This is a genomic window from Virgisporangium ochraceum, from assembly GCF_016863655.1.
Taxonomy (GTDB): domain Bacteria; phylum Actinomycetota; class Actinomycetes; order Mycobacteriales; family Micromonosporaceae; genus Virgisporangium; species Virgisporangium ochraceum.
This window is the reverse complement of sequence record NZ_BOPH01000038.1, coordinates 19,120-33,352: the sequence shown is the minus strand read 5'-3', so window position 1 is coordinate 33,352 and position 14,233 is coordinate 19,120. Positions and strand designations below refer to the sequence as shown.

Sequence of the window (14,233 nt, the reverse complement as noted above, 5' to 3'; positions counted from 1 at the left end):
CAAAGCCTCGATCCACCGTTCCCGGACAGCCTCCGACGCAGCACGATCTGTTGGCTTCCGGGCTAACGGCGACGATGAACCGGGCGGTCCTGGGCGAGAGCGTCGAGGTCGATCAGGCGGACCCGACCGCACTGGTATCGATGCGGCCACCAGACCGCCTCCGCCGGACCGGGCATGTTGCCTTCGACGCGGTGGTCGACCATGCGCGGTCGGACGGTCGAGGCGACGGGCCAGCGAATGTCCGCGGCAGTCAGGTGTTCATGGAAATGCCGTTCGCGGACGGCGGATTCGAACGTGAACAGCACCGGCCAGGCGCGTCCGACAATCCGGCCCAGGTCGGTGTAGCCCTTGATCTTGCGGGTGAGCCGGTTCAGAGGCTCGGTCGACAGGTCGATCTCGACGAAGAACGGCGCCGTCACGTCATGGTCTGTCCAGATCCCGTGTCCGTCCGGGCAAATCGCCGGCCGGTGGGCGAGAGCGGCGGGGTCGACGGGCCAGCCGTCGGGGCCGCAACACTGCCATCGATCACATCGGCACCCGGTGGGTTGGGCACGATAGTCGAACGCGCCTCCGCCTTCAGGATCCTGACGAGCAGCGACGCGCGGGCGTTGGACACCCCGTGACCGTCATCCCGCATAGCGTCAGCCAGGTTGTCACGCGAGAGGGACCGACCGTCCCGTGACAACGCGGCGCGCGCTGCCCGCGCGGCCGGAACCAGGTGTGCCACAGCGCTGATGTCAACCGGGCGCGGGCCGGCCGTCCCCTGACCGGAGACGATCGAGGACGGCCCGGGTTCGTCCCGTCCCGTCCTCGGCACGGGACGGAGGACGTCCGGGACTGTCGAAGACGTCCGTTGGACGTCCGGAACCGTCCGCTGATCGTCCCCACGATGATCGGGTTGGCCGTGGTCGAGCATCGAGAACAGGAGCTTGATCGCGGCCAGCATCGACAGCGCCGGCCAACCGGCCAACGCCTTGCCGACCGGGTCCGCACCACCCACCGCGATGTTCGCGGCCAGGCTCGCCGCGGTGCCGACGATGAGTGCGGCCCACGGCACCCAACCGGTGGGGCGACCGGCCCGCCGTTGGGCAACCAGGAACAGGCTGGCCACGATCTCCAGTCCGTCGACGCTGATCGGGAACGCGTAGGACTTCCAACCCAACTGGCCGTGGTCCAGGGCGAGCTCGCGCATGTGCGCGAAGCTGATCGCACCGGCCACCACCGCCAGCCCGCCCACGAACCCAGCCGTGGCGAGCAGCAGCATGCGGTCGGTGCGCCTTCTTACGGTCATGACAACCGTGCGCACCCACACGATGTGCGCCCTCACCACGCTCCGCGCCCCGCACACCTCCGGAGGAACCCTGCGATGACCGACCTGATCTCGGCGGCGCTCCGCGAGCGGGCCTACGGCGACATCCACATCGAGCGGCTGCTCTCGGCGGTGCACGCGGGTGCCCGGCGGCGCCGTCGGCGGCGGGTCGCGGGCACCGCCTGCGCCGTGGTCGCGGCCGTCGCGGTGGCGGCGGCCGGCAGCGTGGTCGTGTCCGGGACCGGTGGAGCGCCCGTCCGGCCGGCCGCGTCCCCCGCGCCGCCCGGTGAGATCCCGCGCCCGCCGGTGCTCGAGGGCGCGCCGGTCGCGTCGTTCACGCCGACCGCCCTGGGCTCCGACCCGACCCTGTTCCACCTCGACGTCACCGGGCTGGCGTCGTGGAGCGGGCTCAGCTGGTCTTCGCGGCCCGGCTACGAGGAGCTGCGCGTCACGTCGGCCGAGGAGGGCGGCGAGCTGACCATCGAGGCGATCCAGTCCCGCGACAAGCTTTCCGCGCTGACCGGCGAGACCACCCGCACCGAGGTGAACGGTCTGCCGGCCGAGCTGGTGCGGACGACCCGCCCGACCGGGAACACCTCGCCCTGGGGCGCGTACGGCGTGCGGTGGGAACCGGTACCGGGGGTCTGGGCGCAGGTCCTGGTCGCGTTCGATCGGGACGCGGCGCTGCGGGTCGCCGGGCGGGTGCGGCTCGACCGCACGTCGCGCTGCGCGCTGCCCTTCCGGTTCTCCGGTCTCGATGACCGGGTGCGGGTGATCAAATGCGAGACCTCGTTCTCCGGTGGCCGCACCATGGGTGCCGTCTGGTTGGCCGTCGGCGACGCCGAGGCGGAGTGCTACGTGGCGGTCGCGCCACCGGCGGCGAACCCGACGACGCCGACGGAGACGATCGGGGGGCGGGCCGTGGCTGTGCTGCCGGGCGGCGCCGGGCCGGGCGGCTTCCCGCAGATCGAGTACGCGTTCGACGGTGGACTTGCCATCTTCTGCCCCTTCTACACCACCATCGACGACCCGTTCCTCCGCTCGCTCGTACCGGCGTTCGTGCCGGTCAGCGACCCCGACCCGCAAACGTGGCCGCGATCGCCGCTGCGGTGACCCGGCGTGTCCCGCGGGTCGGCCGCGGTGCCGGGGGCAGACTCTCGCCATGGTCAAGACGGTGCGGCCGGTCACCTACGACGACGTCATCTACATCGGCCACTACTTCCGTGAGGGCCTGCCCGTCGTCATGGACCTGACCGCCCTGGCCAACCCGGACGCCCAGGCGTTCGTCGACTTCGCGGCCGGGCTCGTGGTGGGCTGCGGCGGAACGATGGAGCGGGTGGCGCCCAAGGTCTTCCTCCTGGCACCTGGCAGCATCTGAAAGAACTTTTGATGATCCGGACAGAAGTTTCCCGGACAAGGAACTTTCTTTTGTCGATGGCTGCCGATACTGTCTAGCGCACCGACGTAACACCGACGACACACCCCGCACCCGGTACACGTCAACCGCTGACCCTCCCTCGTTCGCCCCTCATCAGTAGGCACAGCCGCTGGTGTGTTCACCCTGCCCGGATTCGGGAGCCCGCAAGGAGAGGTGGATCCGTCATGCCCGAACAGCCCCAACCACGCCCCCGGTTAACCCGCCGCACGATCCTGGCCGCCACGGCCAGCGCCACCGCCGCGCTCGGCGCGGCCGGCGCGACGCTGCTGCAGACCGGTCCCGCCGCCATCGCGCACAACAACCGGCTGCGCGTCGAGCCGCTCATCCCGGAGCGCAACCGCGGGATCATCCTGTACAGCGTCCGCGACCGCATCAGCGCCGCACCCGACGACAGCGGGGTCCCCTACGGTTTCGAGCGCGTCCTCGCCCGGCTCGCCGAGATCGGCTACAAGGAGATCGAGTTCGCCGGGTACAACCAGAACACGGCGATCCTCGGCCGCCAGATCACGCCGCAGGAGATCCGCAAGATCCTCGACGACAACGGGTTGAAGGCCAACGGCACGCACGTCTCGATCAACCCGACGACGTTCGAGCAGCAGATGGACATCGCGCAGACGCTGGGCATGGAGAACATCGGCACCGGCAGCGACCCGACCAACAGCGCCTACAAGGCCGACTGGGACGCCGCCGCCGACGTGTGGAACGAGCTCGGCCGCAACGCCCGCAAGCGCGGCCTGCGCCTGTACACGCACAACCACGACATCGCGTACTCGTTCCTGCTCGACTCCGGCCCGCTCGACGCCAACGGCAAGCCGACCCGCTCGTCCGGGATCCGGCGGCTGGAGTACTTCTTCGGCAAGGCCGACCCGCGGTACGTCTTCTTCGAGATGGACGTGTTCTGGGCCTACGTGGCCCGGTACAAGCACCAGACCTACACCGACCGGAACGGCAACCAGCGCACCGACCTGTTCGACCCGATCCTCACCGTGGCCGACAAGCCCAAGCGCTTCCCGCTGTTCCACGCCAAGGACGGCAACAAGAACACCGCCGTTCCCAACGGATACGACATGGTGCCGTTCGGCGAGGGCGACATCCAGATGCAGCAGTTCTTCCAGACCATCGGCGAGCGCGACTTCCACCACGCCAACTGGGAGCAGGACACCGCGCCCGGCGGCACCGCGAACCCCGGCCAGTCGCTGGCGTTCGCCGACGTGAGCTACGACAACATGTCCGAGCTCACGATCTACAAGTAGGACCCGCTCCAGCCCTGAGTTTTCCTGCCCGGAGGGCTCGATGAAACCTGCCCGCAGAAGGCCGTGGTTCCTGTTCGCGGCCGCCCTTCTTCTCCTACCCGTACCCGCCACTCCCGCCGTCGCCGCGCCGCAACCCGACGGTGGTGCCGCGGCCGCCGCGCCGGGCGACGACCTCACCCCGCACGAGAACGGGCCGCGCTCGCTGCGCTCGGACGTGCGGGCCCCCAAGGACTACAAGGTGCTCGTGTTCACCAAGACCGCGGGCACGCGCCGACCGTCCATTCAGGACGGTGTGAGCCTCATCAGGGACCTGGGCAAGAAGAACGGGTTCACCGTGACCGTCACCCAGGACGCGGGCGCGTTCACCGCCGCGAACCTGGCGAAGTTCCGCTCGGTCGTGTTCCTCAACACCACCGGCGACGTGCTCAACGCGGCCCAGGAGGCGGCGTTCGAGGGGTACGTGAAGGCCGGCGGCGGCTGGACCGGTGTGCACGCCGCGGCCGAGACCGAGACCGACTGGCAGTTCTACCAGCAGCTGCTCGGCGCCCGTGCCACCGGTGCCAGCGGGGTGCAGCAGGGGACGGTCGACGTGGCCGACCGCGCGCACCCGTCGACCGAGACGGTGCCCCGCAACCTGACCCTCACCGAGGAGTGGTACACCTACTCGCAGAACGTCCGCGGCCAGTCGCACGTGCTGGCGGCGCTGCGCAACCCGGCCAACACCGACCAGCCGGTCGCGTGGTGCAAGGACTACCAGGGCGGCCGGTCCTGGTACACCGGGCTCGGCCACTCGATCGAGTCGTACCGCAACAACAACTTCAAGAAGCACCTGCTCGGCGGCATCCAGTGGTCGGCCGGCGTGGTCGAGGGCGACTGCGGCGCCACGGTTCTCGGCAACTACGAGAAGGTGACGCTCAACGACGAGCCCGGCGAGCCGATGTCGCTCGCGGTGCTGCCCGACGGCCGGGTGCTGCACAACACCCGCAACGGCGAGGTGCGGCTGTACGACCCGGCCACCGGCGCCAGCCCCGTCATCACGACCGTTCCCGTCTACACCCACGACGAGGACGGCCTGCAGACGGTCTCGATCGACCCGGACTTCGCGACGAACAAGTGGGTCTACATCTACTACGCGCCGCGGCTGAACACGCCCGTCGACAACCCGGCGACGCCGGGGGTCAACGAGGGCGACGCGCCGGTGACGAGCACCGACCCGACCGTCTGGGACGCCTTCAAGGGCTACAACCAGCTGTCGCGGGTGAAGTTCGTCGAGACGCCGACCCCGCACCTCGACCTGTCGACCGAGCAGCAGATCCTGCGCGTCGACGTCGACCGCGGCGCGTGCTGCCACGTCGCCGGCAAGGTGCAGTTCGACGCCAAGGGCCTGCTGTACATGACCACCGGCGACGACACCAACGCCAGCGGAAGTGACAACTTCACGCCGATAAACGAGTCGCCGACGCAGGGACCGGCCTACGACGCGCAGCGCTCCGCCGGCAACACCAACGACCTGCGCGGCAAGCTGCTGCGGATCAAGGTACGGCCGAACGGGACGTACACGATCCCGGCCGGGAACCTGTTCCCGGAGCACGAGGACTACGACAACAGGACCCGTCCGGAGATCTTCCTGATGGGGCTGCGCAACCCGTTCCGGTTCGACGTCGACCCGTCGGGCATGGTCTACATCGGTGACTACTCGCCGGACTCGCGGGTGTCGAACCCGGCCCGCGGACCGGAGGGCACCGGCCGGTGGTTCACGGCGAACAAGGCCGGCAACTACGGCTGGCCGTACTGCTACTCGCCGGCGCTGCCGTACATCGACTTCGACTTCGCCACGCGCACGTCGAAGCAGCCGTTCAACTGCGGCGCGCCGGTGAACGACTCGCCGCGCAACACCGGCCGCCAGGTGCTGCCGGCCGTGCAGGACCCGGACTTCTGGTACACGTACGAGGCGCGCACGCCGTGCCCCGGCGCGTACCTGGCCAACCCGCCGACCGCGTGCGACTTCAAGTGGCCCGTGATCGGTACCGGCGGCGTCGGCCCGCACGGCGGTCCCATCTACAAGTACGACGCCGGCAGCGCGTCGCCGACGAAGTTCCCGGAGTACTACGACAACTTCGTCGCCTTCGGCGAGTTCACCCGCGACAAGCTGTTCATGATGCGCACCGACGGCAAGGGCAACTTCCTCGGTGTGGAGCAGTTCCTGCCCGGGTTCGTGTTCGACAACCCGATGGAGATGGAGTTCGGACCCGACGGCACGCTGTACTTCCTGGAGTACGGCGACGGCTTCTTCCGGGCCAACCCCGACGCACAGCTGGCCATGATCCGGTACGTGAAGGGCACGCGGTCACCGGTCGCGGCGCTCAACGCGACGCCGACCTCCGGCCAGGCGCCGCTGACCGTGCAGTTCTCGTCGGCCGGCTCGTACGATCCCGACCCCGGTGAGTCCATCTCGTTCGCGTGGGACTTCACCAGTGACGGCACCGTCGACTCCGCCGACCCGAACCCGTCGTTCACCTACACGACGAACGGCGTTTTCACGGCGAAGCTGACGGTCACCGACTCCAGCGGGAAGACGGCGGTGCTCACGCGGGTCATCACCGTCGGGAACACGGCGCCGACGGTCACGGTGACGACGCCGGTCGACGGCACGTTCTTCAGCTGGGGCGACCAGATCCCGTTCACGGTGACGGTCACCGATCCGGAGGACGGCACGATCGACTGCTCCCGCGTCACTGTGACGTTCGTGCTCGGCCACGACACGCACGGCCACCCGCAGGGCTCGACCACCGGCTGCACCGGCACGCTGACGGCTCCGGCCGACGGCGCCGACCACGCCGGCGGCTACCTGTACGGCGGGATCAGCGCCTCTTACACCGACCTGGGCGCCAACGGTCAGCCCGCACTGACCACAGTGGACCAGGCGGTGCTGCAGACGAGGCAGCAGCAGGCCGAGTTCGCGCGGGTGCTCACCGGCGTGACGACCGCGACCACGTCCGACACCGGCGGCGGGCTGCACGTCAACGGCATCGACAACGGCGAGAGCATCGCGTTCGACCCGGTGAACCTGGGCGGCGTGAGCACGGTGACGCTGCGGTACTCGGGTGGCACGGCGGGCACCCCGCGGGCCACGGTCGAGCTCCGGCTCGACTCGCCGACCGGTCCGGTCGTGGCGACCACCACGGTCAACGGCACGGGCGGCAACAACACCTGGGCGAGCCAGGCGGTGCCGGTCAGCCAGGCGGCGGGCACGCACCGGTTGTACCTGGTCTTCACCGGGGTACCCGGCGGGGCCACGACCGGGTTGCTCAACCTCAACTGGGTCCAGTTCGACCCGTAGGCGCGAGGGCCGCGGCCTCCCCCGGTGCGGGGGGAGGCCGTGGCCGTTCGGCCCGTCTCACGCGTCGAGTGGGTGACTGGTCGAAGTGTCTACTTTTAACCTTTATGTCCTTGGGGTAGCCATGAGGACATGCGGGGACTGAACACCAGAATCGTGTCGTTGGCGACCACGGCGGCGGCCGTCGTGGTCACGGCCGTCGCGTCCACTCCGGCCGCGCACGCCACCGTGGTGGGGACGCCCGTGCTGCGGTACTCGTTCGACAAGGGCTTCTCGGACGATTCGGGGCACGGACACGCGTTGACCGTCTACGCCGTGCGCGGCGGCACCACGGCGGCCGTCGCGAACGGCGCCGGCCAGGCGCTGCGCTTCCCGAAGCACTGCACGGGGCGCAAGTGTCCCCGGGTGGTGCTGCAGACGGCGAGCACCGACGAGCTGAACCCGGGCACCGCGGCGTTCCGGTACGGCGCGACCATCCTGCTTCCGAAGAAGGAGACCACCTCGGGGCAGAACGTGCTCCAGAAGGGCTACTCCTCGGCCGGCGGGCAGTACAAGCTGCAGATCGACGGCAGGGCCGGCCGGCCCTCGTGCGTGCTGGTCGGCACCGGCCGCCGCGGGATCCACCAGGCGCGCAGCCCGGTGTCGGTGGCCGACGGGGCCTGGCACACCATCGAGTGCCAGCGCTCAGGGTCCACGTTGAGCGTCACCGTCGACGGGGTCGTCCGCGACACGGCGACGGTCCCCGCCACCCTGTCGGTGTCGAACGCGGCACCACTCAGCATCGGCGGCAAGGGCGCCTACGCCGACAACGACCAGTTCCAGGGGACCGTGGACGAGGTCTGGGTCGCCCGGGGCTGACAGCCGGTCGCCGGCCGGCCCCACCCCCGGGTGCCGGCCCTCCACGAGGTCCCGGAGCGCGGCGACGAGGGGCCGGCGCCACCGGACGCGGGCACGGGCGGTGAGGGCCGCCCGCAACCGGGTCGCGGTCGTCAGGCGCGAGGTCACCCCGCGCATCAGCCACCCGATCGCGGACTCCAGGTCGGCGGCGCTCTGGGTGAGGTCGACCACGGTCTCCTCGACCCGGGTGCGCGGCGGCTGGAGCAACGGGTCGCGCGGTGGCCCGGCGCGGGCCGACCGGTGCACGACCAGGTCCGGGTACCGCCCGACGGTCCGCCACCGCGGCACGCTGACGTGGACCGGGGCGGCCGGCTCCGCGACGATCCCGTACAGCTCGGCGGCCGTCTCATGGCTCAGCGCCGCGCCCGGACCGCAGAACAGGACGGCCGCCCACACCCGCGCCGCCCGCGGCACCGGGCCGGAGAAGCAGGCGAACACGCCGGGGAACAGCCGTTGCCAGCGCCCGGACAGGACGAGCCGGCGGATCGCCGAGTCGGTCAGGCCGGCGCGCCGCGCCTGCACCCGGGTGATGACGCCTGCCTGGCGCCGGACCGTTTCGCGCACCGGAGGAGCATCGCGCCCCGCGGGACCCGCGGGGAAGCACGAGTTTCCCCCTGTGGACAACCGGCGCTCCGTCCACAAGGGAGAACCGCTCAACTTCGGTGCATTGCGGCCGAAAGATACGCGTGAGCCGCGAAGCCAGGGTCACGTCGCCGTCGCCGGGTGCTGTGCTCACCGGTCCGTCGACGTTCGCGGGGTACGAGATCCTGGCCGAGATCGGGCGCGGGGCCGCCGCCGTCGTGTACCGTGTGCGCCGGCCGCGCACCGGCGCCGAGTACGCGCTCAAGGTGCTGCAGTCCGGGAGCGAGGTCACCGCCTTCCGGCGGGAGGCGGCGCTGATGGCCATGATCAACCACCCGGGCCTGCCGCGCATCCACGAGGTCGGCACGGCGGAGGGCCGCACCTACCTGATCATGGACCTGGTCGAGGGTGAACGGCTCACCGACGTGCTCGCCCGCGGGCGCCTGAGCCCCGAACGGACGATCGCGCTGGCGCTCGACGTCGTCGACCCGCTGACCGCCGTGCACCGCACCGGGGTCGTGCACCGCGACATCACGCCCGACAACATCATGGTCCAGCCCGACGGCACCGCCCAGCTGATCGACTTCGGACTGGCCGCCCGCACCACCGCCGAGCAGACCGGCGCCGCCGTCGGCACGCTCGCCTACTGCGCCCCGGAGCAGGCGGGCACGCTGCGGCGGCCGGTGAGCCGCCGGTCGGACCTGTACTCGTTGGGTGCCGTGCTGTTCCAGTGCCTCGCCGGACGGCCGCCGTTCCCGACCGACGACGTCGGCGAACTGCTCCGCCTGCACGCCGTCGCGCCGGTACCCGACCTGGCACGGCTCGTGCCTGGCACCCCGGCCGGCCTCTCCGACGTGGTCTCCACCCTCCTCGCCAAGGACCCCGACGACCGCTACCAGACCGGCGAGGAACTGCTCGCCGACCTGCACCAGCTCGGCGACGCTCCGCAGCGTCCCATCCGGGTGCGCTCCGGGGGCGGCGGCGCGGCGCCCGACCAGCTCAAGCCGCTCGTGGGCCGCGCCACCGAGCTGGCCCGGCTGACCCGGGCGTGGGTGTCGGCACGCTCCGGCCGGGGCGCCGTGTGCGTGCTCCGCGGAGGCCCGGGCGCCGGCAAGAACCGGCTGGCCAGCGAGCTGGTCACGCTCGCCGCGTCCAGCGGCTCGCTGGTGCTGCGCGGGCGCGGCTCGATCGACGACGCGGTACCGATGGCGCCCCTGCGCGAGGCGTTCGCCGGGTGCCTGCGCGAGGCCGACCGGCTGCAGGCCGACGAGCGCGCCGACGTGCAGGCACGGGTCCAGCGCTGCGCCGGAGACGCCTTCCCGCTGCTGACCGGCCTGGCGCCGGAGCTGGTCGGCCCCGGCACCGCGATCGGCACCGCACCCGGCGGAGGCCGCCACGCCGCGGGACGCGGCCGGCACAGCAGGGAGGAGTCGGGCCGGACCGGACCCGACCCCGAAGGGCAGGACCAGTTCACGCTCGCCGTCGTCGGGTTCCTCACCGCGCTGGCGCGGGAGTTCGGCGGCCTGCTGCTCGTGCTCGACGAGGTGCAGTGGCTCGACGCGGGCACCATCCGCGTCCTCACCCGCCTCGCCGAGGATCTGCCCTCGGTCCCGTTGCTCGTACTCGCGACGGGCCGCGACGACCCGGCGAGCATCGCCCGCACGGACGCCGTGGTGGCCGGGCTCGGCCACCCGACGGCCGACATCACGCTCGGGCCGCTGACCGAGGCCGGCGTGGCCGAGCTCGTCGGCAGCCTGCTGCCCGGCGTCGAGGTCGACGTCCGGCTGGTGCGGCTGCTCAACGCGCGCGGCAGGGGCAGCCCGTTCGTCGTCCAGGAGTATCTGAGCGCGATCGTCGACGCGGGCCTGCTGCGGCCGAGCTGGGGCACCTGGATCCTCGACGAGGACGGCCTCGACGCCCTGCGGCTGCCCGACGACGCGATCGGGCTGGTGCTCGCCCGGGTCGACGGCCTCGGGCCCGGCGTGCGGGCGATGCTCGTCACCGCGGCCGTCGCCGGCAGCCGGTTCCGGCCCGACCTGGTCGCGGCGGTGCACGGCGCCGGGGTGTCGGAGGTCGTGGCCGCGCTGCAGGAGGCGGCCGGGCGGGGACTGGTGGAGGCGCGGCCCGACGGAAGCTACGCGTTCCTGCACGACCGGATCCGCGAGGCGCTGCTCGACCAGGACACCAGGGACCTCCACGCCCGCATCGCGGCCGTTCTCGACGGCACCGGCACCGGGGCGGAGCACGTCTTCGAGGTGGCCCATCACTACATCGGCGCCGGTACGGCCGCGCCCGTCGAGGCGGCGACCGCGGCGTGCGTCGCGGCCGGGCGGCTCGCGTTGCGCACGTTCGCGCCCGCGAAGGCGGTCGCGTTGTTCGAGCACGTGATCGAGCTGACCCCGACGCCCGACGCCGCCGTGCTCGTCGCCCTCGGCACGGCCCTGCGCCAGACCGGCCGGTTCGCCCGCGCCGCCACGACGCTCGAGCGGGCCCTCACCGTCGAGCGCGACCCGTTCGCCCGCGCCGACATCCTCACCTCGCTCGCCACCGTGCACCGGTCGGTGTGGAACCTCGCGTCGGCCCGCGACGCGGTGTCGGCCGGGCTCGCGGAGATGGGGGCGGCGCCGCCCCGCAACCGGTTCGCCCTGGTGCTGACCAGCGCGCTGCTGTTCGTCGTCGGCGTGCTGCGGATCGGCCGCGGCCGGGTCCGGGGTGACCGGCGGCGGCGCTGCGAGATGATCGCCGCGCTCCACGAGGAGGCGACGTACGCCGCGTTGCTCGGCATGCGCCGCTTCGACGTCGTCATGCACAACCTGCGGGCGTACCACTGGCTCAACCGGCTCGGCCACGGCGGACAGTACGCGCGTAGCCTGAGCGTGTTCGCGTTCGTGTGCGCGAACCTGGGCCTGCGCCGCCTCGCCGACCGGCTGTTCCAGCGGGCGGCCGACGACGACGGCACCGCCGACCCGGTCGTCCGCGCGGTCAACGCCTACCACCGCGGCGCCGCCCACTACCTGACCTACCGCGACGACGGCGAGGCCTGGACGCACGCGATCGACGAGCACGGCCGGTCCCTGGACCTGGCCTCCTACACCGACGCGGTGGCCGTCTTCGCGATCGACGCGCTGGCCGCCGGTCGCACCCGGGAAGCCACCCGGTGGGCGGAGCACGGCCGGAGCCGGCTCACCGTGAGTGCCGGCGAGTCCACGTCGCTGCTGGTGCTGCCGGCGATGATCGCCGCGGCCACCGGCCGGCCCGCCGACGCCGCGGTACGGCAGCAGCGGGTGGCGGCCGAACAGGAGCAGAACTCGAACCGGGGCACCGCCATCCGCCGGTCGCTGACGGAGCTGTTCGTGCTCACCGAGCAGGAGGAGACCGGTCCGCCGTTCGACCGGGCGGTCGCCGCGTTCGAGGCGCTCGGTCACCGGCACCGCGACCTCGCCCGGTCACACCGCTCGGTGCTGCACACGATCGCGATGGGCCGGCTGGCGCAGGCGCGCGCGGCCGCACCCGACCAGCGCGCGGCCCGGCTCGACCAGGCCCGTGACGCCATCGCGGCGTTGCGGGTGAAGCCGGCGCACCCGCCGCAGGTCGCGCGCCGGCAGGTGGCCGAGGCCGACCTGCTGGTGCTCCACGGCGCGCCCGACCGCGCGCTGCGCCTACTCAACCGGATCCGGCCGAACACCGGCCCGGACGCGCCGGCCCTGGCCTACGAGGCGGCCCGGATCCGGGCCCGGGCCCTGCGGGAACTGGGCGCCAACGAGGAGTCGGTGCGACAGGCGCTGCTCGCCGCGGCGATCGCCGAGCACGAGGGCTGGCCGCACCGCGTCGGCTGGATCACCTCCGAGTTCCCGGGCACCCGGCGCCGGCGCGCCTCGTCCCCGCATCCCGAGGTTGCGAGCGAGACCGACCTCGACGACCACGACCACGACGTCGACCGGCAACGGCTGCGGGCGCTGGAGGAGGTCGGCCGCGCCGCGTCGCGGGTGCTCGACCCGCAGGAGCTGGCGCGCATCGCCCTCGACGAGACCATCCGCATCCTGCGCGCCGACCGGGCGTTCCTGTTCCTCGCCACTCCCGACGGCGAGCGGCTCGTGCCGCACCTCGGCCGCGACGCGGCCGGCAACGACCTCGGCGAGCTGACCGCGTACAGCGCGAGCCTCGTCGAGCGGGTCCGCGAACGGCGGGAACCGTTGGTGGTGACCGGCACCGACGAGAGTGCCGCGCTGGGCGCGACGAGCGCGATCCAGCATGGGCTGCGGTCCATCATGGTGGCGCCGCTGCGGCTGGAGGACCGGCTGCTCGGCGTCGTCTACCTCGACAGCCAGATCGCCAAGGGCATCTTCACCGCCAACGACGCCGGCATCCTCATCGCGCTGACCAACCACGTCGCGACGTCGCTGGAGACCGCCCGCGCCGCGCAGCTGGAGATCTCGGTGCAGACCGCGCACCGCCAGCGCGACCTGGCCGAGCAGCTGCGCACGGCGTTCGAGTCGATGAGTGACACGCTCGAACCGGAGAAGATCCTGGTGCGGCTGATGCGGTCGGCCCGCTCGCTGCTCCGGCTCGACCGGGCCTGGTTGCTCAGCCGCGAGGACGACGGGCGGTGCGTCGTCACCGAGTCCGGCTTCTACGGCGAGACGGCGCGTGAGGTCACCGCGGACCGCACCACGCTCGCGCTGCTGGCCCGCGACGAGCCGGCGTCCGGTACGGACGTCGGCGTGCCCGCGGCGATCACCGAGCGGCTCGCCGACGCGCGCGGCTGGCTCGTGCTGCCGTTGCGGTCGCGGACCGCGGAGGTCGGCGTGCTCGTGCTCGGCTCGACCGACCCGACCACGCTGACCCACCAGGTGGAGGTCGCGTCGGCGCTGGTGGCGCAGGGACTCACCGCGTACGACAACGCGAGCCTGTTCGCCCGGGTGCAGAACCTCGCGGTGGTCGACGAGCTGACCGGCATCGCCAACCGCCGCCGGTTCCTGGAGATGGCCGACCGCGACCTCGTGGCGGCGATCCGGCACGGCCGCCCGCTGTCGGCGATGATGATCGACATCGATCACTTCAAGAGCGTCAACGACACGTACGGGCACCCGACCGGCGACGACGTCATCCGCGAGGTCGCGTCGCGGCTGGCCGCCCACGCCCGCCGCACCGACCTCCTCGGCCGGTACGGCGGCGAGGAGTTCTCCCTCGTGCTCCCCGAGACCGGCACCCTCACCTGCAAGGAGCTCGCGGAACGGCTGCGGTCGGCGATCGCCGACGAGCCCGTGCAGACCCGCACCGGCCCGCTCGACGTCACCGTCTCCATCGGCACCGCGTCGCGGCAGCCCGGCGACCACGACCTCATCACCCTGCTGTCACGGGCCGACCAGGCCCTGTACGAGGCGAAGAACGCGGGACGCAACCGGGTCGCATAGATT

The 14,233-nt window shown here is 72.1% G+C and carries 8 protein-coding genes and 1 pseudogene; 6 read left to right on the top strand and 3 right to left on the bottom strand.

The window, feature by feature from the left end:
* Positions 1 to 62: 62 nt before the first annotated feature.
* Positions 63 to 419, bottom strand: a complete 357-nt coding sequence (locus Voc01_RS15675) for a replication-relaxation family protein (RefSeq protein WP_239160228.1) — start codon at positions 417 to 419, stop codon at positions 63 to 65.
* Positions 416 to 1,306, bottom strand: a complete 891-nt coding sequence (locus Voc01_RS15670; RefSeq protein ID WP_239160227.1) for a DUF2637 domain-containing protein — start codon at positions 1,304 to 1,306, stop codon at positions 416 to 418. The genes Voc01_RS15675 and Voc01_RS15670 overlap by 4 nt, the downstream gene beginning before the upstream one ends.
* A gap of 60 nt (positions 1,307 to 1,366) precedes the next feature.
* Between Voc01_RS15670 and Voc01_RS15665 the strand changes: the two genes are divergently transcribed.
* The 5 genes from Voc01_RS15665 (at position 1,367) to Voc01_RS15645 (ending at position 8,195) form a co-directional block, all read left to right on the top strand.
* Positions 1,367 to 2,422 carry a hypothetical protein gene (locus Voc01_RS15665; RefSeq protein WP_203928153.1) on the top strand — a complete coding sequence of 352 codons (1,056 nt, stop codon included), beginning with the start codon at positions 1,367 to 1,369 and terminating at the stop codon, positions 2,420 to 2,422.
* 49 nt (positions 2,423 to 2,471) lie between these two features.
* Positions 2,472 to 2,687, top strand: coding sequence for a cell division protein SepF (locus Voc01_RS15660; RefSeq protein WP_203928152.1), 216 nt, complete (start codon positions 2,472 to 2,474; stop codon positions 2,685 to 2,687).
* Positions 2,688 to 2,911: 224 nt separating this feature from the next.
* The gene (locus Voc01_RS15655; protein WP_203928151.1) at positions 2,912 to 4,000 is read left to right on the top strand and encodes a sugar phosphate isomerase/epimerase family protein; all 1,089 of its coding nucleotides are present in this window, start codon (positions 2,912 to 2,914) and stop codon (positions 3,998 to 4,000) included.
* 40 nt (positions 4,001 to 4,040) lie between these two features.
* Positions 4,041 to 7,340, top strand: coding sequence for a ThuA domain-containing protein (locus tag Voc01_RS15650; protein ID WP_203928150.1), 3,300 nt, complete (start codon positions 4,041 to 4,043; stop codon positions 7,338 to 7,340).
* A gap of 129 nt (positions 7,341 to 7,469) precedes the next feature.
* Positions 7,470 to 8,195 (top strand): LamG-like jellyroll fold domain-containing protein, encoded by a 726-nt coding sequence (locus Voc01_RS15645; RefSeq protein ID WP_239160226.1) that lies wholly within the window; start codon positions 7,470 to 7,472, stop codon positions 8,193 to 8,195.
* A gap of 480 nt (positions 8,196 to 8,675) precedes the next feature.
* On the opposite strand, the pseudogene Voc01_RS54070 reads toward Voc01_RS15645, so the two are convergent.
* Positions 8,676 to 8,798 (bottom strand): annotated as a pseudogene (locus Voc01_RS54070) (type IV toxin-antitoxin system AbiEi family antitoxin domain-containing protein); the annotation flags it as partial.
* A 122-nt stretch (positions 8,799 to 8,920) separates the two neighbouring features.
* On the opposite strand from Voc01_RS54070, the gene Voc01_RS15640 reads away from it, so the two are divergent.
* Complete coding sequence (locus Voc01_RS15640) at positions 8,921 to 14,230, top strand: diguanylate cyclase (protein WP_203928149.1); 5,310 nt, start codon at positions 8,921 to 8,923, stop codon at positions 14,228 to 14,230.
* Positions 14,231 to 14,233: the final 3 nt, after the last annotated feature.

Excerpts from the sequence above, each read along its gene's own strand:
- Voc01_RS15665 (WP_203928153.1), top strand. The coding sequence starts at position 1,367 with ATGACCGACCTGATCTCGGCGGCGCTCCGCGAGCGGGCCTACGGCGAC.
- Voc01_RS15660 (WP_203928152.1), top strand. The coding sequence starts at position 2,472 with ATGGTCAAGACGGTGCGGCCGGTCACCTACGACGACGTCATCTACATC.
- Voc01_RS15655 (WP_203928151.1), top strand. The coding sequence starts at position 2,912 with ATGCCCGAACAGCCCCAACCACGCCCCCGGTTAACCCGCCGCACGATC.
- Voc01_RS15650 (WP_203928150.1), top strand. The coding sequence starts at position 4,041 with ATGAAACCTGCCCGCAGAAGGCCGTGGTTCCTGTTCGCGGCCGCCCTT.
- Voc01_RS15645 (WP_239160226.1), top strand. The coding sequence starts at position 7,470 with ATGCGGGGACTGAACACCAGAATCGTGTCGTTGGCGACCACGGCGGCG.